The organism is Candidatus Poriferisodalis sp., from assembly GCF_965208925.1.
GTDB lineage: Bacteria > Actinomycetota > Acidimicrobiia > Acidimicrobiales > Poriferisodalaceae > Poriferisodalis.
Map to the genome: position 1 here is coordinate 3,558,054 of NZ_OZ242364.1, position 24,646 is coordinate 3,582,699.

At 68.1% G+C, this 24,646-nt stretch carries 16 protein-coding genes; 14 read left to right on the forward strand and 2 right to left on the reverse strand.

Annotated features, from left to right (window positions below; genetic code table 11):
* Positions 1-6 precede the first annotated feature (6 nt).
* Positions 7-738, reverse strand: a complete 732-nt coding sequence (locus ACOGI5_RS15745; protein WP_419865348.1) for a J domain-containing protein — start codon at positions 736-738, stop codon at positions 7-9.
* Between the two features lie 158 nt (positions 739-896).
* Here ACOGI5_RS15745 and ACOGI5_RS15750 point away from each other — a divergent pair, with 158 nt between their 5' ends.
* The 13 genes from ACOGI5_RS15750 to ACOGI5_RS15810 all read left to right on the forward strand — a co-directional run bounded on the left by ACOGI5_RS15750 (position 897) and on the right by ACOGI5_RS15810 (position 20,193).
* On the forward strand, positions 897-2,375 hold the full coding sequence (locus ACOGI5_RS15750; protein ID WP_419865349.1) for an acetyl-CoA acetyltransferase: 1,479 nt from the start codon (positions 897-899) through the stop codon (positions 2,373-2,375).
* 136 nt (positions 2,376-2,511) lie between these two features.
* A complete protein-coding gene (ppk1, locus tag ACOGI5_RS15755; protein WP_419865350.1) occupies positions 2,512-4,614 on the forward strand; it encodes a polyphosphate kinase 1 in 2,103 nt (700 codons plus the stop codon).
* Between the two features lie 212 nt (positions 4,615-4,826).
* Positions 4,827-6,554 carry a 2-isopropylmalate synthase gene (leuA, locus tag ACOGI5_RS15760; RefSeq protein WP_419865351.1) on the forward strand — a complete coding sequence of 576 codons (1,728 nt, stop codon included), beginning with the start codon at positions 4,827-4,829 and terminating at the stop codon, positions 6,552-6,554.
* Between the two features lie 65 nt (positions 6,555-6,619).
* On the forward strand, positions 6,620-7,321 hold the full coding sequence (locus tag ACOGI5_RS15765) for an alpha/beta fold hydrolase (protein ID WP_419865352.1): 702 nt from the start codon (positions 6,620-6,622) through the stop codon (positions 7,319-7,321).
* The gene (locus tag ACOGI5_RS15770) at positions 7,318-8,949 is read left to right on the forward strand and encodes a Mur ligase family protein (RefSeq protein WP_419865353.1); all 1,632 of its coding nucleotides are present in this window, start codon (positions 7,318-7,320) and stop codon (positions 8,947-8,949) included. The genes ACOGI5_RS15765 and ACOGI5_RS15770 overlap by 4 nt, the downstream gene beginning before the upstream one ends.
* Positions 8,950-9,014: 65 nt before the next feature.
* Positions 9,015-10,139 carry a hypothetical protein gene (locus ACOGI5_RS15775; protein ID WP_419865354.1) on the forward strand — a complete coding sequence of 375 codons (1,125 nt, stop codon included), beginning with the start codon at positions 9,015-9,017 and terminating at the stop codon, positions 10,137-10,139.
* A gap of 64 nt (positions 10,140-10,203) precedes the next feature.
* Positions 10,204-11,190 carry a hypothetical protein gene (locus tag ACOGI5_RS15780; RefSeq protein WP_419865355.1) on the forward strand — a complete coding sequence of 329 codons (987 nt, stop codon included), beginning with the start codon at positions 10,204-10,206 and terminating at the stop codon, positions 11,188-11,190.
* A 51-nt stretch (positions 11,191-11,241) separates the two neighbouring features.
* On the forward strand, positions 11,242-13,620 hold the full coding sequence (locus tag ACOGI5_RS15785; RefSeq protein WP_419865356.1) for an HAD-IB family hydrolase: 2,379 nt from the start codon (positions 11,242-11,244) through the stop codon (positions 13,618-13,620).
* Positions 13,617-15,206 carry a lactate racemase domain-containing protein gene (locus tag ACOGI5_RS15790; protein WP_419865357.1) on the forward strand — a complete coding sequence of 530 codons (1,590 nt, stop codon included), beginning with the start codon at positions 13,617-13,619 and terminating at the stop codon, positions 15,204-15,206. The genes ACOGI5_RS15785 and ACOGI5_RS15790 overlap by 4 nt, the downstream gene beginning before the upstream one ends.
* Positions 15,196-16,176 carry a lysophospholipid acyltransferase family protein gene (locus tag ACOGI5_RS15795; RefSeq protein ID WP_419865358.1) on the forward strand — a complete coding sequence of 327 codons (981 nt, stop codon included), beginning with the start codon at positions 15,196-15,198 and terminating at the stop codon, positions 16,174-16,176. Before ACOGI5_RS15790 ends, ACOGI5_RS15795 begins: the two co-directional genes overlap by 11 nt.
* A gap of 57 nt (positions 16,177-16,233) precedes the next feature.
* Positions 16,234-18,183 (forward strand): ABC transporter ATP-binding protein, encoded by a 1,950-nt coding sequence (locus ACOGI5_RS15800; RefSeq protein ID WP_419865359.1) that lies wholly within the window; start codon positions 16,234-16,236, stop codon positions 18,181-18,183.
* Positions 18,184-18,253: 70 nt separating this feature from the next.
* On the forward strand, positions 18,254-19,060 hold the full coding sequence (locus ACOGI5_RS15805) for a M15 family metallopeptidase (protein ID WP_419865360.1): 807 nt from the start codon (positions 18,254-18,256) through the stop codon (positions 19,058-19,060).
* 47 nt (positions 19,061-19,107) lie between these two features.
* Complete coding sequence (locus ACOGI5_RS15810; protein ID WP_419865361.1) at positions 19,108-20,193, forward strand: class I SAM-dependent methyltransferase; 1,086 nt, start codon at positions 19,108-19,110, stop codon at positions 20,191-20,193.
* Here ACOGI5_RS15810 and ACOGI5_RS15815 read toward each other — a convergent pair.
* Positions 20,175-21,962, reverse strand: a complete 1,788-nt coding sequence (locus tag ACOGI5_RS15815) for a solute carrier family 23 protein (protein ID WP_419865362.1) — start codon at positions 21,960-21,962, stop codon at positions 20,175-20,177. The genes ACOGI5_RS15810 and ACOGI5_RS15815 overlap by 19 nt on opposite strands.
* A gap of 181 nt (positions 21,963-22,143) precedes the next feature.
* Here ACOGI5_RS15815 and ACOGI5_RS15820 point away from each other — a divergent pair, with 181 nt between their 5' ends.
* Positions 22,144-24,423 carry an aconitate hydratase gene (locus tag ACOGI5_RS15820; RefSeq protein WP_419865363.1) on the forward strand — a complete coding sequence of 760 codons (2,280 nt, stop codon included), beginning with the start codon at positions 22,144-22,146 and terminating at the stop codon, positions 24,421-24,423.
* Positions 24,424-24,646: the final 223 nt, after the last annotated feature.

A 24,646-nucleotide genomic window follows, 5' to 3' on the forward strand; every position in this document is an offset into this window, starting at 1 on the left:
CGGCGGTTACTCCGCGACGCGCGGCTCCCAGCGATCGACCGGCACCAGGCAGAGCCGGCGGCCCGCGATCGGTGCCGGGTGAATCACGGCATCGGGATGGCGACACCGGTCCCCAGGCGACATCGTGATGATCTGATCCAGCACGCCGTCGGACTGCGCCCGCTCGCAGTCGACCGTGCGCAGCGCGCCGTTGGGTGCCTGCCAGAAGCACTCCCCGACCTCCAGCGCCGCGACCCTGGAGGGATCCTGGTTGGTGTCGGCGGTCATGTACGCGCTGGCCACGAAGATCACCACGCCGACGACGGCGATCGCCAGCCAGGGCAGCACCCGCACCACCAGCGCCGCGCTGCGATGACGCACCACGAAGCCGCCCGGCCCGCCAGGCTCCACAGTCGGGGCGTCGTCGAACCACGGGTCATCGGCCGCACTCTGACCGGTGCCAGCGCTGCCCGTAGGCGGGCTCGGTCCCGCAGGCGATGACGGCTGAGGCGGTCGCGGCGCTGCAGCTGCGCGTTCCTCGTCGTAGGAGCGGCGCGACTCCGCTCGCCCCAGCACCCGCCACGCCTCGTTGACCGCCCGCATGCGCCGATCCGAGCGCTCCGTCTGCTCCTGGTTGACATCGCCGCGCTGATCGGGATGATTGGCACGGGCCGCCCGGATCCATGCGCGACGTATCTCTGCCGCATCCGCGTCGGGGCGTACACCAAGCGCTGCGTAGTGATCGGGCAACTTGGCCACCGGCGGCCTCCCGCCCGCGACGCTACTGCCGCCCGTCAAGTGCAATGCCGCTGCGCCGCACAGGTGACCGGGACACCCAGCCCGGCCCCGCCAGAACGCCGTTCGCTAACGTCGCGTCCCGTTCACCCCGCAGTTCCCGACCACGAGGCCGCATCGCCATGACAGACAGCCAGATCGATCCTCGCACCCCGGTCCTCGTCGGTGCAGGACAGTTCAAGCAGCGCCCTGAGGTTCCTGTCGAGGCGCTCGAACCGGTCGCGATGATGGCCGAGGCGCTGGCCGCGGCCGCGCACGACGCAGGCGCCCCGGGCTTGACCAGCCGGGCCACGCACACATGGGTCGTGAAGGGCGCCTGGCCGTACTCGGACCCAGCCGCGCTGCTCAACGAACGCTTCGGGGCCTCCGGCAAGACCGGCCTCTCCACCGACGGCGGCAACGTCCCGCAGTCCCTGGTGAACATGGCGTGCAGCCGCATTGCCGCCGGCGAGGCCGATGTCGTGCTGATCGCCGGGGCCGAAGGGATCTGGAGCCGCCGGCGTGCGCGCCGGGCAGACCAACGCATCCCCTACACCGCCCAGACCGACAAGGTGCCCGACGAAGTGCTGGGCGTCGACGTCGTGATGAACAACAAGGTCGAGGTCGAGCGGGGCCTGCGGGACCCCATCAACCTGTACCCGATGTTCGAGTCGGCCTTCAGGGCCTCACGCGGCGAGACCCACGACCAGCATCGCGACCGCGTTGCGGCGATGTGGGAGAAGTTCAACCGGGCCGCCGTCGCCAACCCGTACGCCTGGGTCCGCACGCCGATGACGGCAGAGGAGATCCGCGAACCGAGCCCGTCGAACCGGTTCATCGGTTTTCCCTACACGAAGTGCATGAACTCCAACTGGGACCTCGACCTCGCTGCAGCGCTCATCGTGTGCTCCGCCGAGGCGGCCGCCTCGGCAGGTGTCCCACGTGATCGGTGGCTGTTCCCGCACGCGGGCACCGACGGGCGCGACACCGATTTCGTGTCCAATCGAGGCGACCTGCACGGCTCGCCTGCCATCCGTGTGGCCGGTCGCCGCGTCATGGAGCTAGCCGGTGTCGGCGTCGACGACATCGACTACGTCGACCTGTACTCGTGCTTCCCCTCGGCGGTACAGATTTCGGCCACCGAGCTGGGCCTCGATCTCGACCGCGACCTGACACTGACCGGGGGCCTCACCTTCGCCGGTGGTCCGCTCAACAACTACGTCGGCCATTCGATCGCCACGATGGCGGGCCAGCTCCGGGAAGAACCCGGCAGCGTCGGGCTGTGCTCGGCGAACGGCGGCTATCTCACCAAGCACGCTTTCGGCATCTACTCCACGACCCCGCCAGAGGGCGGGTTCCGCCATCAGAACTGCCAGGACGAGATCGACCAGTTCCCGTCCGTCGATCTCGATGCCGACTACACCGGCGATGCCGCCATCGAGGCATACACCGTCATGCACGGCCGGGAGGCTCCCGAAGTGGCCCTGGCAGCGGTGCGAACGCCGAACGGGCGGCAGTGGGCCCGCAGCACTGACCCCGAACTCATGGTCGAGATGACGCAAACCGAGTTCATCGGCACCGACGTCGTGGTCCGCGACGCGTTCGAGTTCGCGCCGATGTGACCTGCGGCTGTTCCGGCGGTTGTCCACAGGGACTCTCCGCCACTTGTGGACAGCGATGCCGATTGCGTACTCTCACGAGCGCAGGGTGCTTCGCCCCACGGCGCCTTGCGCCAACCGCACAGGGGCTTGAGCCGTCATGTCCGCCGCCAACGGGGCCCGATCACCCAAGCGCTACCTCAACCGAGAACTGTCTTGGCTGGACTTCAATCATCGTGTCCTGGCGCTTGCGCATGATCGGGAACTGCCGCTCCTCGAGCGCATCAAGTTCGTCGCCATCCACGCGTCGAACCTCGACGAGTTCTTCCAGGTGCGGGTGCCCACGGTGCTCGATTCCATCGAGGCCGGGGTGCGCCAAGCCGGCGCTGACGGCCTGACCCCACGGGCGCAGCTCGAGGCGATCCGGGCGGCAGCGGCCCAGCAGCTCCACGACGCTTCATCGCTGTTCGAAGAGGAACTGCGGCCAGCGCTGGCCGCCGAGGGAATCTGCTTCGTGGAGCCTGACGATCTCGATGCCACCGGCCGCGCATGGGTGGCTGAGCTCTTCAGCGAGCAGGTCTTTCCGGTGCTGACCCCGCTTGCCGTCGATCCGGCTCATCCCTTTCCCTACATCTCGGACCTGTCGCTGAACCTCGCCGTGTTCGTCGAGCATTCCCGAAGCGGGCCGTCATTCGCACGTGTGAAAGTGCCGCCGATCCTGCCGCGCTTTTTGGCCCTGCCTGACGAGAACCGCTTCATCACGCTTGAATCGGTCATCGCCGGACACTTGGGCGATTTGTTCCCGGGCGTGAAACTGCTCAGCCACAGCACGTTCCGGGTCACCCGCGATGCGGATCTCGACATCGACGACACCGAGACCGACGACCTGCTCAAGCACATGGAGCTCGAGCTGCGCCAGCGGCGCTTCGGCGGCGCCGTACGCCTGGAGGCTGCGCCCGACCTGGGCAGCGATGCGCTGGACATGCTGACCCGCGAGCTGAAGCTGACCCACGACGACGTCTACACCTCGAAGGGACTGCTCGGCCTGTCGGACCTGTTCGAGCTGTACGACATCGACCGCGACGATCTCAAGACGCCGCCCCACAACCCGAGGACGCCGCTGCCGCTGCGCGCGACTACCGAAGCCAGTGCGCTGCTGGCCGGCGGCACCGGAGGCCAGCGCACAACCGCGGAGGAATCCGAGACGGGCGTCGACGTCTTCGATGTCCTCAGGCGGCAGGACATCCTGGTGCATCTGCCCTACGAGTCGTTCACGACCAGTCTCGACGCGTTCATCCGCCAGGCCGCCGACGACCCCGATGTGCTCGCCATCAAGCTGACGATGTACCGGACCTCAGAGCGGACTCGCCTCGTCAACTCGCTCATACGGGCTGCGGAGCGCGGCAAGCAGGTGGTCGTCGTGGTCGAGCTGAAGGCACGCTTCGATGAGCACGCCAACATCGAATGGGCGCGGCTGCTTGAACGCGCCGGCGTGCATGTCGCCTACGGCGTCGTGGGTCTGAAGACCCACTGCAAGCTGGCCATGGTGGTGCGGCGTGAGTCCCGAGGCATCGCGCATTACTGCTTCGTCGGCACCGGCAACTTCAACGCCGACACCGCCCGCATCTACGAGGACTTCGGACTGCTCACCGCGGACAGGGATTTCGCAGCCGACGTGGCTGCACTGTTCAACTCGCTCACCGGCTACAGCCGCAAGACCGACTACCGCAAGCTGGCCGTCGCACCGCACTCTCTCGGCCAATCCCTGGTCAAGCACATCGCAGCCGAAGCCGCCGAACCCGACGGCCACATCTTCATGAAGATGAACGCCATCGTCGACAACGAGGTGATCGACGCGCTCTACGAGGCATCGCAACAGGGCTGCCGCATCGACCTCGTGGTGCGCGGCATCTGCTGCCTGGTGCCGGGCGTCGAGGGCATGAGCGAGAGCATCTCGGTGCGCAGCATCGTGGGCCGCTTCTTGGAGCACAGCCGGGTGTACAGGTTCGGGAAACCGGACCGGGGCTACACGATTTTGCTGGGCTCGGCGGACGCCATGCCGCGGAACCTGCGCTACCGCGTCGAGGCGCTGGCGCCCGTGGAGGCACCTGCGCTCGTGACCGAGCTCAGCGAGCTCACCGACATGTACCTCGACGACGGCATCGCACGCTGGGAGCTCGGCAGCGACGGCGAATGGACCAAGCACTGCGGTGCCGATCTCCACCAGCTGATGCTGGCCCTCCACGCCGACCGCCGCCGCTAGCCGTCACTGGTAGCATGTTCTGCGTGATTCGCGTCTCGACTCACACCGCACCGCATTCCGCTACCGGACTGCTCCTTCTTACCTAGGCGAGGACCGCACAGGTCCTCGCCCAACCTCCTGCGCCTCCGGGCCAGGGGGTTTTTTCGTGACCCGAACCCGACCGATCTGATTCACCAGAACCCGAACGACCGCCCCAACCGCAGGAGATCCCCATGGCAGACGTCAAGCGCATCAGCGCCCAGCAACCGAGCTCGATGCCGTTCCACCTCTATGGCACCTATGCATATCCCGCGCATCTGCCGGACCGCACCTGGCCCGACAAGATCATCGCCGAGGCACCGCTGTGGTGCTCGGTGGACCTGCGCGACGGCAACCAGGCCCTGATCGACCCGATGGATGTCCCCCGCAAGCGCCAGATGTTCGAGGTGCTCGTCGAGATGGGGTTCAAGGAGATCGAGGTGGGGTTCCCGTCAGCCTCCGCACCCGACTTCGAGTTCTGCCGCATGCTGGTCGAGGAAGACCTGGTACCCGACGACGTTTGGATCCAGGTGCTCACGCAGAGCCGGCCCGAGCTGATCGAGCGGACCTATGAATCGATCGCCGGAGCCAAGAAGGCAATCGTGCACCTGTACAACCCGACCTCGGAGCTGCAGCGCAGGGTGGTGTACCGGCTGGACACCGAGGGCATCTCCGACATCGCCATCTCGGGCACACGGCTGTGCAAGGAGCTGGCGCAACAGCACGAGGGCGGCGAGATTCGCTTCGAGTACTCGCCTGAGTCGTTCACGGGGACCGAGATCGACTACGCGCTCGAGGTGTGCAATGCGGTCAGCGCCGAGTGGGGCGCCACCGCCGAGGACCCGATCATCTTGAACCTGCCGGCCACCGTCGAGATGGCGACCCCGAACACCTACGGCGACCTCATCGAGTACTTCCACCGAAACGTAGACAACCGCGATGCTGTCGTGCTGTCGCTGCACCCCCACAACGACCGCGGCTGCGGCGTGGCGGCCGCAGAGTTCGGCGTGATGGCAGGAGCAGACCGGGTCGAGGGCACGCTGTTCGGCAACGGCGAGCGCACCGGCAATGTCGACATCATCACGCTGGCGATGAACCTGTTCAGCCAGGGCGTCGACCCCGAGCTGGACATCAGCCACATCGACCACCTGCGCCGCATCGCCGAGTACTGCAACCAGCTCCCGGTGCATCCGCGCCACCCCTACGGCGGCGACCTGGTGTACACGGCGTTCAGCGGCAGCCACCAGGACGCCATCAAGAAGGGCTTCGAAGCGCTGGCGGACGACTACGACTTCTGGGAGGTGCCCTACCTGCCGATCGATCCAGCGCATGTGGGACGCACCTATCAGGACGTGATCCGCGTGAACAGCCAGTCGGGCAAGGGTGGCGTGGCCTACGTGATGAAGAACAGCTTCGGCCTCGACCTGCCGCGGCGGCTGCAGATCGAGTTCAGCAGCGTCATCCAGGCGATCACCGACGAGGGCGGCGAGATTCTGCCGGAGGCCATCAAGAAGACCTTCGACGAGACCTACCTGCATGCCGAATCGCCGTACACCTACCTCGGCCACCGCAGCTACTTCGACTCCGAGTCGTCCGACGAGTCCGAGGTGGAAGCGACCATCAAGGGGCCCGACGGAGAGGTGCGGGCGAAGGGGCGCGGCAACGGCCCGCTCTCTGCGTTCAAGACCGCACTGGCCGACGCGCTCGGCATCGAGGTCAGCCTGGTCGACTACCACGAGCACGCCGTGGGGGCAGGCGCAGACGCCACCGCCGCGGCGTACGTGGAGATCGAGACCCCGTCGCGAGACGTGTACTGGGGCGCCGCGCTGCACCCGAACATCGTCACGGCCAGCTTCCGAGCGCTGCTGTCAGCCATCAACCGCTCGCACCCTGAGCCCGATTCCGGGGTGCTCGCGCGCTGAGCCCACTCGCCAGCTTTGCCGGCGGCGCCCTGTTCGGCAGTCGCCTCGGTGATCAACCGGCCGATGTGCTGGCCCTGCACGGCTGGGGCCGCAGCCACGCCGACTTCGACACGGCCCTGGCCGATCTCGTCCAATCACGTGCGGACATCGGTGCTGTCGCCCTCGACCTGCCGGGTTTCGGTGCCAGCCCTGCGCCGCCGGCCGCGGGCGGCGCTGCTGCGTATGCCGATCTGATCGAACCGGTGCTCGACGACTGCGCGGCCCGCATGGTCGTGGTGGGCCACAGCTTCGGCGGACGGATTGCTGTCGAGCTCGCAGTTCGCCGGCCCGAACGCGTCGCGTCGCTGGTGCTGTGCGGCGTGCCGCTGCTGCGCCGCGCAGACCGCCCGGCAACGAAGCCGGCGCTGCGGTATCGACTCGCCCGCGGGCTGCACCGCCGCGGCCTGCTCGGCGAGGCCGCTATGGAGCGCATGCGGCAGCGATTCGGCAGCGCCGACTACCGGAACGCCTCCGGCGTGATGCGCGACGTGCTCGTTGCCGCCGTGAACGAGACCTACGAAACGCAGCTCGACGCCATCTCCCAGCCAGTGGAGTTGCTGTGGGGCCGCAATGATGATGAAGTGCCACCCGAGGTCGCCGAACGAGCAGCGAGGATGCTGGCAGTCGCACGTCTGACGGTGCTCGACGGTGCCGATCACTTCGTGCCGACCGAGGCGCCAGCGGCCCTGTCTGCGGCAATCAATCGTCGGTGTGAGTCGCTCGCATGAACCAGATCCTGCTCTGGACGTCGGTGGTCGCCGGCATGATCTCGGCCAGCCGCTGGCTGCGAGTCGCCCAGCGTGAGCACTACGGCGTGGGGCGAACGTCGCGTTTCGCGCGGCGCTGGTGGCTGCTCGACAGGAACAACCGTGTGCTGGCGCTCGCCGCGGCCGTGGGCGTGGTGCTGAGCGGCACGTTCTGGTGGGCACCGGCGATCACCGCGGCCGCCGTCGCCGTCGGACCCCAAGGCCTCGACATTCGCGGGCGGTCCAGCCCGCTGGCATGGACACGCCGGCTCTTCACGGTCGCCACAACGCTGACGTTGCTGTGGGCGGTGCTGGTGGGCATCGGTCTGCTGGTGGGGCTGGCCGAACCGGTGGTGGCGGTGCTGCTGTTCGGCATGCCGCTGTGGGTTGACGTCTCGATGGCAATCCTGACACCGCTGGAAGCCGTGCTGTCTCGCCGCTGGGTGCACCGCGCCCAGCAGCGCCTCGACGACGTCGATCCCGTGCGGGTGGCGGTGACCGGCTCCTACGGCAAGACCACCATCAAGGGCTACCTCCGCCAGTTGGTCGAGGGGTCCCGAGCGGTGGTGGCGACGCCGGCCAGCTTCAACAACACCGCAGGGATATGTCGCAGCGTCAATGAGCACCTGGTGCCCGGCACCGAAGTATTCGTCGCTGAGATGGGCACCTTCGGCGCAGGCGAGATCGCCGCTATGACTCGCTGGGTGCGCCCGTCAGTGTCGATACTGGCCTCAATCGGCCCGGTCCATCTCGAGCGCTTTGGCAGCCTCGACCGCATTGTGGCGGCCAAGGCAGAGATCTTCGCAACGAGTCGCACCGCAATTCTCAACATCGACGCCTACGGATTGAGCGCAGAGGCCGACCGGTTGGCCGCCTCGGGCCTGCGAGTCATCCGATGCTCCACGCAGGATCCGAGCGCTGATGTGACGGTGCTGCCCGTCAATGCGCCTAGCCCTGCGCCAGCCGGCGCATTCGTCAACGAGGCTGCCGTCTCGCGTCGCATCACATTGTTCGGCAGGGAGATCGCCGTCGGACCGCTCGGCGGCGCAGCGCCGGCGAATGTCGCTTGCGCCGTGGCTGCGGCATCGGTCCTGGGAGTCTCCGACGCAGACATCGCCAGCCGCTTGGGCGACCTGCCGACACCCGACCACCGCCGTACTGCCGGGCGCAGTCCCGGGGGGGTCATGGTCATCGACGACACCTACAACTCCAATCCCGCCGGGGCCCGCGCTGCCCTGTCCATGCTGGCGAATACCGATGCGGGCCGGCGCGCGGTGGTCACGCCAGGCATGGTCGAGCTCGGCCGCAGTCAGGCACATGAGAACCGTCAGCTCGGCGAGCATGCCGCGGAGATTGCCGACGACGTGCTCATCGTGGGCCGGACCAACCGGACTGCGCTGGTGGGCGGTGCTGCCGGCTGGGACCGAAGCACCGCGCGCCGAGCGACGCGCGGTCGCGGCGCACGCAGCTTGATCCACGACCGCACCGACGATCGCGCCACAGTTCGCTGCATGGCAGACCGAGAGGAAGCGGTGAAGTGGGTGCGCGCGCATCTCGGTCCCGGCGATGCCGTCCTTTACGAGAACGACCTCCCGGACCACTACCCCTGAGCGCCTCCCGTCCATGAGAACATGGCGCACATGGCGGAGTGCCGAAGAACCTCGCTGGTGTGCCCATGACCCGCGCCGGCGTCTGCTTCGGCGGACCGTCGCCTGAACATGACATCTCGATCCTGACGGGTTTGCAGGCGGTGCACGCGCTCGCCGATGCCGGACGCAGCCCGGTGGCGCTGTACTGGTCGCCGGTCGGCACATGGCACGAAGTGCCGCCCGATATCGAGGCGTCGGCCTTCGCCGAAGGTCTGCCGCGCTCGGCGTCCGGAGTGGAGCTGGCAGCCCATCCCAGCGGGGGATTCGTGCGGGCTGACCGGCGTCGCCGACCGGTTCCGGTTGACGTGGTGGTCAACTGCTGTCATGGCGGCCCCGGCGAGGACGGCGGCTTGCCGGCCCTGCTGGACCTCACGGGACTGGCCTACACCGGTCCCGGGCAGCGCAGCGCCGCCATCTGCATGGACAAACTGGCGTTCAGCGGGGCCACCGAAGCCGCCGGCCTGCCCACGCTGCCCCTCTGGCTGCTCACCGAGGAGTTGCCCGGCGAAGATGCAGCCGCGGAGCTGACTGACGGGCCGCTCATCGTGAAGCCGCGTTTCGGGGGATCGTCGATCGGCATCGAGATCGTCGACGACCTCGCCACAGCCCAGGCGCTGGCACGGTCGTCGCCGCTGTTGCGAGACGGCGCCGTCGTGCAGCACTACCTCGACGACATCATCGATCTGAACATCTCGGTGCGGACCTGGCCGGAGCTGCGGCTGAGCGCCGTGGAACGGCCGCTGCGCAGCGACAGCACGATCTACACCTACGCCGAGAAATACCTCACCGGCGGAGGCGGCATGGCGACGGCGCCACGCGAGCTGCCGGCGGTGCTCCCAGAACCGATCGAGACAGCGCTGCGCGCCGCGGCAACCGAAGTGAGCCATCTCGTCATGGCTAGATCCGTCATGCGCATCGACTTCCTGTGGGACGGCGGCGATGACCCGGCCGGCTTGTGGGTGAACGAGATCAATCCGATCCCCGGATCGCTGAGCTGGTACTTCTGGTCTCACGAGGGCGACAGCCTCATCGAGCTGCTCGACGACCTCATCGCCGAGGCGCTGGCGGGGCCCACACGTCGCTTCATGACGCAAGGTGCCGACGGCACTGCCCTGCGCTCGGTGGGGTCCATCGCCGCGAAGCTGGCGTGACACAGCGCCAATGATCTGCCGCACCGCCAGCGCAGCGGTTCAGAAGCACAGTCGCGAAGCTGGCGTGACACTGCGCCGGGCGCTCGCTGTGTGTGCTGCAGCGGTGGTGCTGTCTGCGGCGTGCAGCGGTACCGGACCGGCATCGAGCGGCAGCGAGTCGAGCGGCGGCGATGACCTCACCGCATGCGAGCGTGAGCGCCTGGCCGCTGCCCTCGGCCTGTACGACGCGGCGGAGCTGTCGTTGCCGCTCGACCCAGCCGATGAGCCGCTCGCCGACATCGCCCGCGATATCTGCTCGCTCGACACCGGCACTCCACGATCCACCACACCGCCGGACACCGCGAAGCGCTCCCCTGCGCAGCAGCGCGACGCGGCCTTGCCCGCAGCGCTCGTGCGTGCGCCTGCGCTTTTCGATCCAGACGACAGCCCGCCTGGCGACGATCCAGCGCTCGACGAACTCTGGGTGGTGTGCGGGCAGGGCTCGGCCAGCGCCTGCAACGCCCTGCTGTACGAGTCGCCCGCGGGCAGCGACTATGAAGCCTTCGCGTTCAGCTGCGGGGGGCGCGAGAACCTGCACTGCAGCGTGCTGCTCGGCGAGCCAGGCGCCGATGCGGGCCTGCTGGGCATCGAGTTCGATCCTGAGTTTCCGGCGCCAGGGAACATTCCCGAATTGGACGGCTGGTGGGCGGCATGCGGCGACGGCAGCAGCCGTGCCTGCTCGCAGTTGGTGCTGTCTGCGCCAGGCGGATCGGCGTACGCCAGTTTCGGCTGGACCTGCGGCGGACGCACAACACGAGACTGCGTGTTGCTGGTGGGTGACGACGGCGCTCCGCCGGCTCTCGCCGGCCGGTCGCCCCAGGATGCGCCGCCCGGCCACGACGACTACCTGGATCAGCTGTGGGAGCGCTGCGGCGCTGCCGACGCACCGGCATGCCGCGACCTGGCCACGTTCGGGCCCCCCGGAAGCGACTACGAGCGGTACGCCCTGTCATGCGGCTGGCGGGCCGTCAGGGCGTGCGCCCGGCTCTTCGCCGAGCTTGCCGAAGGCTGAATCGGGTGGTCGTGCGCGTATCCGGCGCCCATTGGGGCTAAACAACACGTCGTGATCGCCGACGCGTTGGCCGCAAAGCGCATCGCCATCACCGGTGCAACCGGTTTCTTGGGCACGGCGCTTGTCGAGCGGCTGCTGCGCTCGGTGCCCGACTGCGAGCTCGTGCTGCTGGTGCGGCCGGGACGCCGCACCGACGTCAACCGGCGCGTGCAGCGCGAGATTCTGCGCAACGATGCCTTCGAGCGCCTTCGCACTGCGTGGGGCAGCGACTTCGATGAGATCTGCAGCCGGCGCATCACGACGGTGTCCGGCGACGTCAGCGTCGACGGCCTCGGCCTGTCCCCAGAGGACCTCGAGCTGTTCTGCAGCTGCGACGTCATCATCCATTCGGCCGCCACCGTCAGCTTCGACAGCCCGCTCGACGCATCGATCGAGACGAACCTGCTCGGCCCGAACCGCCTGCTCGAGGCCTGCCAGTCCCAGGGCACGACTCCTCACTTCATTGCCGTGTCGACGTGCTACGTCGCCGGGAACCGGCGGGGCTCGGCGGCCGAGGTCTTCCTGGCCGACACGCCGTTCTCGATGGACGTCGACTGGCGGGCCGAGGTGTCCGCCGCCCGCCGGACCCGCGCCGATCTCGACGCCGCCAGCCGCTCCCCCGAGCGCCTGCGCCGATTCCATCGCGACGCGCGCGAAGAACTCGGCCCCGCTGGCCTGCCGATGCTGGCGGCCAAGACCGAACAGCTGAGGCGGGAATGGGTGGACGACGAGATGGTCCTGGCCGGCCGCAGCCGTGCGACCTCGCTGGGATGGCCCGACGTCTATACGTATTCCAAAGCGCTCGGCGAGCAGGCGCTGGTGGAGCTGCAAGGCGACGTGCCGATCTCGATCGTTCGCCCGTCCATCATCGAATCGGCCTTCGCGGAGCCGTCGCCGGGCTGGATCCGTGGCTTCCGCATGGCCGAGCCACTGTTCGTTTCGTTCGCGAAGGGCGAGCTCGATACCTTCCCGGGCTACCCCGAGGGCATCATCGACGTCATCCCGGTCGACATGGTCGCTGCCGCGATCATCGCCGTGGCTGCGCGCGGACCGGCGTCCGAGCCGGAGATCTTCCAAGTGGCCTCAGGCGCCGTCAACCCGCTTCGCTTCAAGGTGCTGACCGAGACGACCATGCAGTGGTTCCAGGATCATCCTGTCTATGACTCCAAGGGTCATCCCACGGCCAGCACCCAGTGGCGCTACGCGGGAGCGAGCGGCCTCGAAGAGCAGCTCGACCGAGCCATGACGGTCTTCAACACCGCGGAGAAGATCGTCAATCACCTCCCGATGCGCGGCCGCAATGACTTCACCGTCCGGCTTGCTCAGCGGCGGGCCGGGCTCGAGCAGATCCGTGACTACGTCCTGCTGTACGGCGCTTACGGCAAGTGCGAGGCGCTGTACGAGATCGACCGCACCACCGAGCTGTGGGAGTCGCTGACTCCGGCCGACCGCGACAGGTTCGGTTTTGATCCGCGGGTCATCGACTGGGCCGCCTACATCGCCGATGTGCACCTGCCCACGGTCATTGCCCAGGCACGCGTCAAGACCACTCCCCAACCCCGCACCGGGCCGAGCCGCAATGAGCGCCTGCGAGCTGCAGTGCTGGACCCGGCGCGCCACTTCGCGGCATTCGACCTCGAGAACACGCTGATCGCCAGCAACGTGGTCGAGACCTACGCGTGGCTCGCCACCCGGCGGCTGGACACTCCCCAGCGAGTGCGCTTCGCCCTGCGCACCCTCGCGGAGACTCCCGGGCTGTGGCGACGGGACCGCCGCGACCGCACCGATTTCCTGCGCTACTTCTACCGGCGCTACCGGGGTGCATCGGTGGGTCAGCTCGACGCCGATGCGGCCGAAATGCTCAGCCACCTGTTCCTGACGAAGGCATTCCCGGCGGGCCTGCGACGGGTGCGCGAGCATCGGGCCGCCGGGCATCGCACGGTGCTCATCACCGGTGCCCTCGAATTGGCGGTCCAGCCGCTGGCGCCGCTGTTCGACCACATCATCGCAGCGCGCATTGACAGCCGCGAGGGGCGCTATACCGGCGAGATGATCGATGTGCCGCCCACCGGCGAAGTGCGAGCCCAGATGATGGTGGACTGGGCAGCGGAGGAGGGACTCGACTTGGCACAGGGCGTGGCGTACGCCGACGCAGCCTCGGACATGCCCATGCTGGAGGCCGTGGGCTACCCGGTGGCCGTCAATCCCGAGACCCGGCTCGTGACCATCGCCGACAAACGGGGATGGCTGTGCGAGAACTGGGAACGCTCCCCCGGCGGCCCCCGGCCCCTGCTGCCCATCGCGCCGCCGTTCCGGGTACGCGCCAACACCGACCGCCTCGACCGCACGCATCGGTCCCGCCGGGTCCGGGCTGAAGGATCTCGACGGTGACGGCGCGCAAGGGCCTCGTCCTCGAGGTGGACCGGACGACTCCGCCGATCCTGTTCCACCACGGCGAGGGACTCCGCTTGGAGAAGCTGCCCGTCGGCAGCCGGGTCGTGTATCCCAACGAACCGCTGGACCCGGTGCGCGATCCCGAGCGCGCCATCGCCGAAGCCTTGGCCAATCCGCTGGGCGATCGCGATCCGCTCGCCGCCTACATGCAGCCGGGAATGAAGCTGACCATCGCCTTCGACGACCTCTCACTGCCGCTGCCCCCGATGGCCGCCCCCGACATCCGCGGCCGGATCATCGAGCAGGTACTCGACATGGCGGCCTCTGCCGGCGTCGATGACGTCGAACTCATCGCCGCGCTCGCGCTGCATCGCCGCATGACTGAAGCGGAGCTGCGGCACGCAGTCGGCGACCGCGTGTACGACGCCTTCGCGCCCCACGGCCAGCTCTACAACTTCGACGCCGAGGACCCTGACGCGCTCACCCACTTGGGGACTACCGAGGCCGGCGAAGAGGTGGTGATCTCCACGCGGGCGGTTGAATCGGACCTGCTGGTGTACGTCAACATCAACCTGGTGTCGATGGACGGCGGCCACAAGAGCGTGGCCACCGGCCTGTCGCCCTACACGGCGCTGCGCCACCACCACAACGTGCACACGATGCTGCACTCGACATCGTTCATGGACCCCGAGAACTCCGAGCTGCACACCCGCAACTGGCGCCAGGGACGCCTGCTGGCAGAAGCCGGCGTGAAGGTGTTCCAGATCGAGACGACGCTCAACAACAACGAGTTCCCGTCGCCGTACGACTTCCTGAAGCGGCGCGAGTGGGAGATGACGCCGCGAGACCGCATGATGCTGATGGGCACCAAGACGGCGCTGGACCTGATGTCCCGCCGGCAGGCCCGGCGCATCTTCCAAGGGATCCGGGCGCCGTACGGGCTGACGTCGGTGCAGGCCGGCGAGGTCGAGGCCGTCCACCGCCAGACGCTGGAGAACGTCTACCGCCAGCACCTGGTGCGGGTGGAGGGCCAGACCGACGTGATGACGATGGGGCTGCCCTACATCTGCCCCTACAACGTCAACTCGATCATGAACCCGATCCTGGTGGCGTGCCTGGGACTCGGATACTTCTTCAATCTGTACCGGGGCAAACCGCTCGTCCGCCAAGGCGGCGTGGTGATCATGACGCACCCCACGCCGTGGGAGTTCCACCCGGTGCACCATCCCAGCTACATCGACTTCTTCGAAGAGGTGCTGGCCGACACCACCGATCCGGCGATCATCGAGCATCGGTACGAGAAGCGCTATGCCGAAGACGAGTGGTACCGGCACCTGTACCGGACGTCGTACGCATACCACGGCGTGCATCCGTTCTACATGTGGTACTGGTGCGCGCATGCTCTTGAGCACCTCGGTGGGGTGATCATCGTCGGCGGCGACAAGGCCGCCGTCCAGCGCATGGGCTTCCGATCTGCTTCGACGCTGAATGATGCGCTGGAGATGGCCACCGACGTGGTCGGACGCGACCCGTCGATCACGCACTTTCACAATCCGCCAATGCTGATGGCCGATGTCGTCTGAGAAGCCGGGCGTCTCCCACCTCGGGGCCAAGCGAGCCCAGCGCACCAAAGCATCGGTGACGCGCATCATGCGCGGCGCCGAGTTCCCGCTGCGAGCCGCCGCGACCCCGCAGGGGCAGACACCCCTGCCGGTCAACGTGGGTGCGAATTACGACACCGACTGGGCTCGACGCTTCCCCGCGCGGGTTGCCCGGCGGGTGGCGCGTGACACCATCGTGCGCGGGTTGGTGCGCTACTACGCCCAGCCGACGATCAAGGGAGTGGACCGGCTCAGCGAACTCGACGGGCCGGCGGTGTTCGCTGCCAATCACCAGAGTCATGTCGATACAGCGGTGATCGCCACCTCTGTTCCCGAGCCGTGGTGCAACCGGCTGGTGGTCGGGGCTGCGGCCGACTACTTCTTCGGCAACCGCGCGTCGTCGGCGATCTCTGCACTGTTCGTCGGCGCCATCCCCATCGAGCGGACCGCGCTCAACCGTCGCACCATCGACAAAGCGGTGACGCTGCTGCGCAACGGCTGGAGCCTGGTGATCTACCCCGAGGGTGGCCGTTCCCGTGACGGCTGGGGTCAGCAGTTCCGACCCGGCGCGGCATTCCTGGCCAAGCAGGCCGGGGTGCCGGTGGTGCCCGTGCACATCCGGGGCACCTTCGACATCCTGCGCAAGGGGCGTGCGTGGCCCAGGCGTGCCCGATCCGTGATCAATTTCGGGCGCCCGCTGAACTTCGGTGAGGGCGAGAACAACCGCCGCTTCACGCGGCGGCTGCAGGCCGCGGTGGAGGGGCTCGCCGACGAGACCGCCACGGGAAACTGGTTCGCAGCCCGCCGGCGCCTGCACAGCGCAGACAGCCCCGGCCTCGAGGGGCCCACGGCATCGGCGTGGCGCCGCCGCTGGGCGCTCACTGAGCCGACACCGCCCGACGGCGCCTCGGCCGAGACGCCCGCTTCAAAACGTCGCTGGCCCTACGTCTAGACCTGCCTGGGCCGCGCTGCCGCTGCGGTTCGCGGAGCGGCTCGTATCGTTCGATGCATGCGATCGATGGCATCTGCCCACGGCGCGATGGGCCACGACCCAGCCGGCGTCGAGGGACGCCACATAGCGCCGGGCACGGTCCGCCGGGCAGCAGCGTTGGCGCGGCCGTACCGGGCGATGCTGTCGGGATTCCTCACGGCGCAACTGCTCGGCGCGCTGGCGTTCCTGGTACCGCCGATCCTGTTCGGGCGCATCATCGACGAGGCCATCCCGGCGGGAGACCGGTCGCAGCTGAACGTGCTGGCTGCGATCATCGTGGCGGCGGCGTTCTGCGAGGCCGGGCTGTCGTTCATCGAGCGCTGGTGGTCGGCACGCATCGGCGAGGGCCTGATCTTCGACCTGCGAGTCAGCCTGTACGACCACGTGCAGCGAATGCCGGTCGCCTTCTTCACACATGTGCAGACAGGGTCGCTGATCAGCCGCATGAACAACGACGTCATCGGCGCCCAGCGGGCGTTCACGGGCACGCTCAGCTCGGTGGTGTCCAACACGATCGTGCTCGCCACGACGCTGGTGGCGATGCTGGCGCTGGAGTGGCGTCTGACGCTGCTCGCACTAGCGCTGCTGCCGGTGTTCATTGCGCCGACCAAGCGAGTGGGCCGGCGCCTCCAAGCGCTGACTCGCCAGGGCATGGAGCACAACGCCACGATGAATACGGTGATGACCGAGCGCCTCAACGTGGCCGGCGCGCTGCTCGTCAAGCTGTTCGGGCAACATGACGTCGAGCGGGCCGGGTTCAGCCGCACTGCGCGAACCGTGCGCGATATCGGCGTGCGCAGCGCGCTCTACGGGCGAGCGTTCTTCATCGGCCTGAGCCTCGTGGGGGCGGTCGGCGCTGCGATGCTGTATTGGGTCGGCGCGCACCTGGTGATCTCGGGCGCGCTGACCGTCGGGACGCTGGTGGCCATGGGGCTGATGGTGGTGCGGATCTACACGCCGCTGACCAGCCTGACGAACGCCCGAGTCGACGTGATGACGGCGCTGGTCTCGTTCGAGCGCGTGTTCGCAGTGCTCGACCTGCCGAACCCGATTGCGGACCGCTCAGATGCCATCGAACTCGGCGCCGTGGACGGTCGTATCGAACTGCAGGACGTGACCTTCAGCTACCCCACTGCCGACGATGAGATGCTGCTCGAGTTGGGCGGCGCGCCAGCGACGCCCGGACAGCACAGCGACGCGCCAGCGACGCCCGGACAGCACAGCGACGCGCCGGCGACGCCCGGACAGCACAGCGACGCTGCGACCGGTCCGGTACTCGACGGGGTGTCTGCAGTCATCGAGCCCGGCCAGACGGTTGCGCTCGTCGGGCCTTCGGGTGCCGGCAAGACGACGCTCGCCGCGCTCGTTGCCCGCCTATACGACGTCGACAGCGGCTCGGTGTCCGTCGACGGGCACGACGTGCGCGATGTCACGCAAGGTTCGTTGCGCGGCTGCATCGGTGTCGTCTCCCAGGATCCGCATCTGTTCCACGACACCATTGCGGCGAACCTGCGCTATGCCCGGCCTGGCGCCACTGACGAAGAACTCGCCGAGGCCTGCAGGGCGGCGCACATCGACGAGCTGATCGAGAGCATGCCCGACGGCTGGGACACCGTGGTGGGCGAACGCGGCTACCGGCTCTCAGGCGGCGAGAAACAGCGTCTCGCTATTGCGCGGGTGCTGTTGAAGCGTCCGGCGATCATGGTGCTCGACGAGGCCACGAGCCACCTGGACAGCGAGAACGAGGCGTTAGTGCAGAGCGCGCTCGCAACTGCGCTCGCCGGCCGGACGGCGGTGGTCATCGCGCACCGGCTCTCGACGATCACCGACGCCGATCAGATCCTGGTGCTCGATCGCGGCCGCCTCGTCGAGCAGGGACGCCATCACGATCTGCTCGCCGCACATGGCCTCTACGCCGACCTGTACCGCACGCTCGTGGGCACGGATGAACCCGCTGGTGTTGTCTGACGTCCCGTCCCCGTGCTGGCGACGCTGCCGGTGGGTCGTCGCAGCGCTCACCTTCGGTCTGGCATCTCTCATGGCGCCGCCGGCTCTCGGGGCCGTCGTCGCCGAGACGCACGCGCGGGTCGACGAACCGATCACCGGACCGTGGGCACCCCCGACGCTCATCGACGAGCCCAAGTCCCGCTGGCGCGAGCCCGCGCCCGCCGGCGTCGACTCCCTGTCCTTCCCGCACTTCACTGGGCAGGAGTTCAACGAGCTGTTCCGGATGGCTGCGCTGCCGAACCTGTCGTCGATCTCGGCCACGCCGGCGATCACCGAGTCGGCGGAGATGGACGAGCACATTCGTGCTGAGGCCGTCGAGCGCGGCTACCAGCGCCGGCCGCTCCCCGCGAACTACGCGTTGATGCGCCTCATCGATGACGGGCTAGCGCTGCAGCGGCCTGCCGCTGCTGCATGGCTGGCTCTGCAGCAGGACGCTGCCGACCACGGTTTCGAGTTGGAGCTGAAGTCCGCCTACCGGGGGCACCGGTATCAGCGAGAGATATTCCTTCGGCCGCTCGAAACGCCGTACGAGTTGGACGATCTGGCAGAGCGGCTGAAGATGTCAGCGCCGCCGGGATACTCCAAGCACCACACGGGATACGCGATCGACATCGGCCAAGCAGGTCACCGTCACTTCGGCTCGTCCCCCGCCTACAGGTGGATATCGGCCGACAACTTCGCCAATGCCAAGAAGCACGGCTGGATTCCCAGCTACCCGCCTGACGGCGGCCGGCAAGGCCCGGTGCCCGAGCCGTGGGAGTTCACCTACGTCGGCGTCGAGGCGATCTTGTGCTTCCACCAGCCCCCCGCCGGCGACGATCCCCTCTGCAGCAACTGAACTCCCGGCCAGGGAGCGGCGGCAACGTGGCGAGTAGCTTCTAGCGGATGGCTGAGACTGCAACCGAGCGGCGTGATATCGATCCCGACCTCCTGAAGAAGCTCGCCTTCCAGGTGTGGACGTACAAGAAGGGCGAGATGGTGTCGGCGATGCTGCACATCGGCGACCAACTGGGGCTGTTCACCGCCCTCTCGGAGACCCAGCCCGCCACGAGCCATGACCTGGCTGAGGCGACCGGTCTGGCAGAGAGGCTGGTGCGCGAGTGGCTCTATGGCGTGGCAGCGGCCGGCCTCGTCGATCACGACGATGGCGCCTTTTCGCTGTCGGCCGAGGCCGAGGCACTGCTCGTCGACGAAGAGGGCTCGCTGCACTTCGCCATGGGCGCCTTTCGCGGAGGACTCGGCGACCAGGTCCTGGATCTGATCCTCGACTCGTTCCGCACCGGCATCGGCATGACCTACGAGCAGCAAGGTCCCCGGGCGGCAGCCGGCCTTGCCCGCACCACCGGGCCATTCAGCCGCCAGAATCTCACCTCGGTCATCCTGAACGGTCTCGACGGCGTCGTGGACAAGCTGGAACGCGGCGCCAAGGTGCTGGACGTCGGCTGCGGAGCGGGCGTGTCGGCCTGCTTGATCGCAGAGAAGTGGCCCAATTCCGAGGTCGTCGGCTTCGATCCGTCGGCCATCGCCGTACAGCAGGCGACCGAACGTGCGGAGGACGCGGGTCTGGAGAACACGACGTTCATCGAGGCCGGCGCTGCCGACGTGCCCGCCACAGGCGACTTCGATCTAGCGCTCACGTTCGACTGCCTCCACGACATGCCCCGTCCCGACATCGCGCTGGATGCCATCCGGGCCGCACTCGACGCCGACGGCACGCTGCTCATCAAGGACATCCGCTCCAAGGGCGACTTCAACCTCGATCAGCGCAACCCAATGCTGGCCATGTTCTACGGCTTCTCCATCACGAGCTGCCTGCAATCGGCGCTGAGCGAACCTGGCGGCATGGGATTGGGCACCCTCGGCCTCTACCCCGACAAAGCCCGGGAGATGACTGCAGCCGCAGGATTCACACGCTTCACCGAGCACGACTTCAACGACGCCGCGAACCTCTATTACGAAGTCCGCCCCTGACGCTCCAAGAGCCACTGCCGGTGGCGCGACCCGCGAACCGCCACGACAGCCGTGAGGATCTCCGCCTCGAGGTACTGGCGGTGGCCGACGTCGCTGGCGTAGTGCCGCAGCAGCCGCACCGCGGCGTCCCGCTCGATCGCGGTCTCGACAGTCTCGGCTTCCGGTTCGGCCAGCAGTGCGATGCGCTCTTCCAAGTTCTGGCCGCCGCTCGGAGCGCACACGAACTCCAGCGTGGCCCGCGACCCGTTGATGCCGAGCGTCACCTGCGCCCAGCGCCGCAGGCCGGCAAGCGCGGACGGGGACTGCTCGCTGATCACCGCGAGCGCCTCCTCCGCGACGGCCTCCAGTCGCTCGACGCTGCGGGCGTTGCACCCGCGTCGCTGTGCGAATGCCGTCACGAACTGCCGCAGCTCGGCGGTGCTCGCAGCGGTGAGCTCGATTTCGATGCTTGCCCGCCGGTCCATCAAGCTGTTCGCCACGGCAGCGATGACCAGAATCAGGCTTCCCGCGGTCAACCCGTTCTGCGAGATGGCCTCCCACACCGCACCCTGCGGGAGCGAGAGCACCCCGAACTCCACGCTCAACCCGACGGCGAGCGGCGCCACGATGAGCACAGCGTCACGTACGCTGCGCAGCCGCTGCACCGAGCTGATGACGACGCGCACCACCAGGGGCACCAGGGCCACGATGACATAGGCGGCCAAGATCGGCCGCGGAATCGCGACCGCAATCGCCCACAGCTTGGGCACGAAGGCGGCGACCAGGAAGAAGCAGCCGGCGACGATGCCCACGCGGCGCGATGCGCACCGGGTCTGGTTGATGAACGCAGGTCCCACGCCGGCAATGGTCACCGGCAGGGAGCCCGCGGCACCCGACAGGATGGTGCCGACGCCGGTGCGCCAGTTGGCGCGCTGCAGCTCCCGGAAGTCCAGGGCTCGTGGCGTCCGCCACGACACCAGCCGGGTGTTCGACGAGACGCCTTGGGAGCGGACGAGGATCGCGAACGAGACGATCAGGAACGAGGGCAGCATCGTCACAAAGGTCTGGTAGTGGATGTCGATGCCCGGGCTGCTGCCGATGTCGGCCAGGCCCACCCAGGCAGCGTCAGCCACGAGGTCGAAGTCGTAAGCACCCACAGCAATGGCCCCGACCAGGCCCGCTCCCACCCCCGCCGCCGGGGCCCAGATGCGCCACGATCTCGGTGCCCACAGGGCGATGACCACGATGATTGCCACGGTCACCAGCACGCTGATGGGCACGAACCAGTCGAGACGGGTTTCCAGCGAGGTGCCTGCGTCGGCGAGCACCGGCACCAGCGATGCGAACGCCAGGATCAGCACCGTGCCCCTCACCTGCGGCGTCACCACGCGGCGCAGGTACGAGAGCCGCAGGCCGATGACGATCTGGAACAGCCCTGAGACCACGACGAGTGCCGCCAGCGTGGCCGGGCCCCCGCTGGCCAGCGCCAGGATGCAGAACGGCAGGCTGACGAGGTCCACCGTCGCCACGTAGAGACTCTCGCTGCGGAGCCGCCCGAGTCGCATGGTCAGCAGCAGGGTGGTGCCACCGCACACGACCATCGAGGCCACGACCGCGCGCGCTGCCACCGCATCGGTCTCGCCAGCGAGCTGGGCGACGAGCGCCGGCAGGATCGCCAGCGGCACCACCATCAGCAGAGACAGCTGGCCGGCGATGCCCGCGGCTATCCGTCCGGTCGGAATCTCATCCGGTTCGTACGTCGGTGCCAGCGGGGCACCACCCGCAGTCACGCAATGACCTTAGTAACAATGACTATCCACAAGCTTGGCTGAGAGTCCCGCGCTGCGCGGCCTGGCTCCGGGAGTGAGCACGGGGTGAACCTCTAGATTGAGAACCCCGCCGTTCGGAGCCGAGCTGCCGCTGCAGTGGCGACCACCTGCCGACGGCGTCGCCAGCAACCGGGAGACGTTCATGGCTGTTTATGCGAGTACTCCGATCGAGCTGATCGAAGGGGTGTACGCCGGACTCGCCGACGCCGTGGCATTCGGGCGTGAGCGGTTGGGCCGAGCGCTCACGCTGTCGGAGAAGATCCTGATCGCGCACCTGTCCCACCGTGAACAGGAGCTCGAACGGGGTGTCTCCTACGTCGACCTGGCTCCCGACCGTGTCGCCATGCAGGACGCCACTGCACAGATGGCCTGGCTGCAGTTCATGACCGCCGGGCTGGACCAGGTGGCGGTGCCCACCACGACCCATTGCGACCATCTCATCCAAGCTCGCGAAGACGGCAAGCGCGATCTGCTCGCCGCGTCGGAGAACAACGAGGAGGTCTACGACTTTCTCGAGAGCGTGTGCGCCCGCTACGGCGCAGGCTTCTGGAAACCGGGCAGCGGCATCATCCACCAGGTCGTGCTCGAGCAGTACGCCTTTCCCGGCGGCATGATGATCGGCACCGACAGCCACACGCCCAATGCCGGCGGGCTGGGCATGGTGGCAGTCGGTGTCGGCGGTGCCGACGCCGTCGACGTCATGACCGGCTTCGCCTGGAACGTGCGATGGCCAAAGGTCATCGGCGTGCACCTGACCGGCGAGCTGTCGGGCTGGAGCGCGCCCAAGGACGTGATCCTGAAGGTCGCCGAGATCCTGACCGTTTCGGGCGGCACCGGGGCAATCGTGGAGTACTTCGGGCCCGGCGCCGAGTCGCTGAGCGCCACCGGCAAGGGAACGATCTGCAACATGGGTGCCGAGATCGGTGCCACCACGTCGCTGTTCGGCTACGACGCCGCCATGGCCCGCTACCTGACCGCGACGGGCCGAGCAGACGTCGCCGCAGCTGCCGACGCAGTCGCCGAGCATCTGCGCCCGGACGACGAAGCGATGGCCGACCCTGCCGCCCACTACGACCAGGTCATCGAGATCGACCTGTCGCAGCTGCGGCCCCACATCAACGGTCCCCACACGCCCGACCTCGCCCGCGAGGTGTCCGCTCTGGGCGCGGAGGCCCAGACCGAGGGCTGGCCGCTTCAGATCAGCGCAGCGCTGATCGGCAGCTGCACGAACTCCAGCTACGAGGACATCACCCGGGCCGCCTCGATCGCTCGGGACGCCGCCGCCAAGGGGCTGCGGGCACGGACTCAGCTGCTCGTGACACCCGGTTCGGAACAGGTGCGAGCCACCATCGAGCGTGACGGGCTGCTCGCCGACTTCGAAGCCCTGGGCGCGACCGTGCTCGCCAACGCCTGCGGACCCTGCATCGGCCAGTGGGACCGGTCCGGCGACGAGAACTACGTGCCCGGCCAGGCGAACGTGATCGTCACGTCCTACAACCGCAATTTCCCCAAGCGAAACGACGGCGATGCCGCCACGCTGGCCTTCGTCACTTCGCCCGAGACCGTCATGGCACTGTCGCTGGCGGGAACGCTCGACTTCGATCCCGTGGATGGCGTGCTGCACACCGATGCCGGGGAACCGGTCACGCTGCCGACGCCTGTGGGCGTCGAGCTGCCGCCGGCCGGTTTCGATCCCGGCGAGAGCGGTTTCGTGGCCCCGCCGGCTGACCGCGGCGGTGTCGAGGTGCGGGTCTCACCGACGTCAGACCGCTTGCAGGTGCTCGAGCCGTTCGCGGCGTGGGACGGCAGCGATTACGCAGATCTCCCGGTGCTGGTCAAGGCCAAGGGCAAGTTCACCACCGACCACATCTCCATGGCTGGCCCGTGGCTTCGCTACCGGGGTCACCTTGAGAACATCTCGGGGAACCTGTACCTCGGCGCAGTGAATGCCTTCGACGGTTACGACGTAGGGCACGGCAAGAACCAGTTGACCGGCGAGACGCAGCCGTACCCGGAGATCGCGAAGGCGTACCACTCCGCTGGCGTGAACTGGGTGGTGGTCGGCGACCAGAACATGGGCGAGGGCTCGAGCCGCGAACACGCCGCCATGGAGCCGCGCTTCCGGGGTGGCCTCGTGGCGCTGTGCCGCAGCTTTGCCCGCATCCACGAGACCAACCTGAAGAAACAGGGCATGCTGCCGCTCACGTTCGCCGACCCCGCCGACTATGACCGCATCGAAGAGGACGACCGGATCTCGGTGGTGGGGCTCGCCGATCTGGCACCGGGCCGCCCCGTCACCGTCGAGGTGCGCAAGCCATCGGGCGATACGTTCTCGTTCCAGGCCAACCACACGTTCAGCGACGACCAGGTCGAGTGGTTCAAGGCAGGCTCAGCACTCAACATCATCCGCGCCTCGCTCTGAGCGAGCCCCGGGGCCCGAGCGGCCCGCGAGCGCAGCGAGCTAGAGCGGGCAGCACAACGCGAGGAAGCCGGCCCGGGGGGAGGGCCGGCTTCTTCGCTGAGGTCGCTGGGCGTGGGGGACGCTTCGACCTGTTGCCGGTCGGAGCGGGGGCTCCGATCCGGCACTCGCCCGCCTGGGTGGGGGGACACCGTGCGGCGGTGCGATATGTGAAGCGGTGTGGGGT

Bases quoted from the DNA above. Each gene is read 5' to 3' on its own strand.
- ACOGI5_RS15810 (WP_419865361.1), top strand. From the start codon at position 19,108: ATGGCTGAGACTGCAACCGAGCGGCGTGATATCGATCCCGACCTCCTG.
- ACOGI5_RS15820 (WP_419865363.1), top strand. From the start codon at position 22,144: ATGGCTGTTTATGCGAGTACTCCGATCGAGCTGATCGAAGGGGTGTAC.
- ACOGI5_RS15800 (WP_419865359.1), top strand. From the start codon at position 16,234: ATGCGATCGATGGCATCTGCCCACGGCGCGATGGGCCACGACCCAGCC.
- ACOGI5_RS15770 (WP_419865353.1), top strand. From the start codon at position 7,318: ATGAACCAGATCCTGCTCTGGACGTCGGTGGTCGCCGGCATGATCTCG.
- ACOGI5_RS15805 (WP_419865360.1), top strand. From the start codon at position 18,254: ATGGCGCCGCCGGCTCTCGGGGCCGTCGTCGCCGAGACGCACGCGCGG.
- ACOGI5_RS15750 (WP_419865349.1), top strand. From the start codon at position 897: ATGACAGACAGCCAGATCGATCCTCGCACCCCGGTCCTCGTCGGTGCA.
- ACOGI5_RS15775 (WP_419865354.1), top strand. From the start codon at position 9,015: ATGACCCGCGCCGGCGTCTGCTTCGGCGGACCGTCGCCTGAACATGAC.
- leuA (WP_419865351.1), top strand. From the start codon at position 4,827: ATGGCAGACGTCAAGCGCATCAGCGCCCAGCAACCGAGCTCGATGCCG.
- ppk1 (WP_419865350.1), top strand. From the start codon at position 2,512: ATGTCCGCCGCCAACGGGGCCCGATCACCCAAGCGCTACCTCAACCGA.
- ACOGI5_RS15795 (WP_419865358.1), top strand. From the start codon at position 15,196: ATGTCGTCTGAGAAGCCGGGCGTCTCCCACCTCGGGGCCAAGCGAGCC.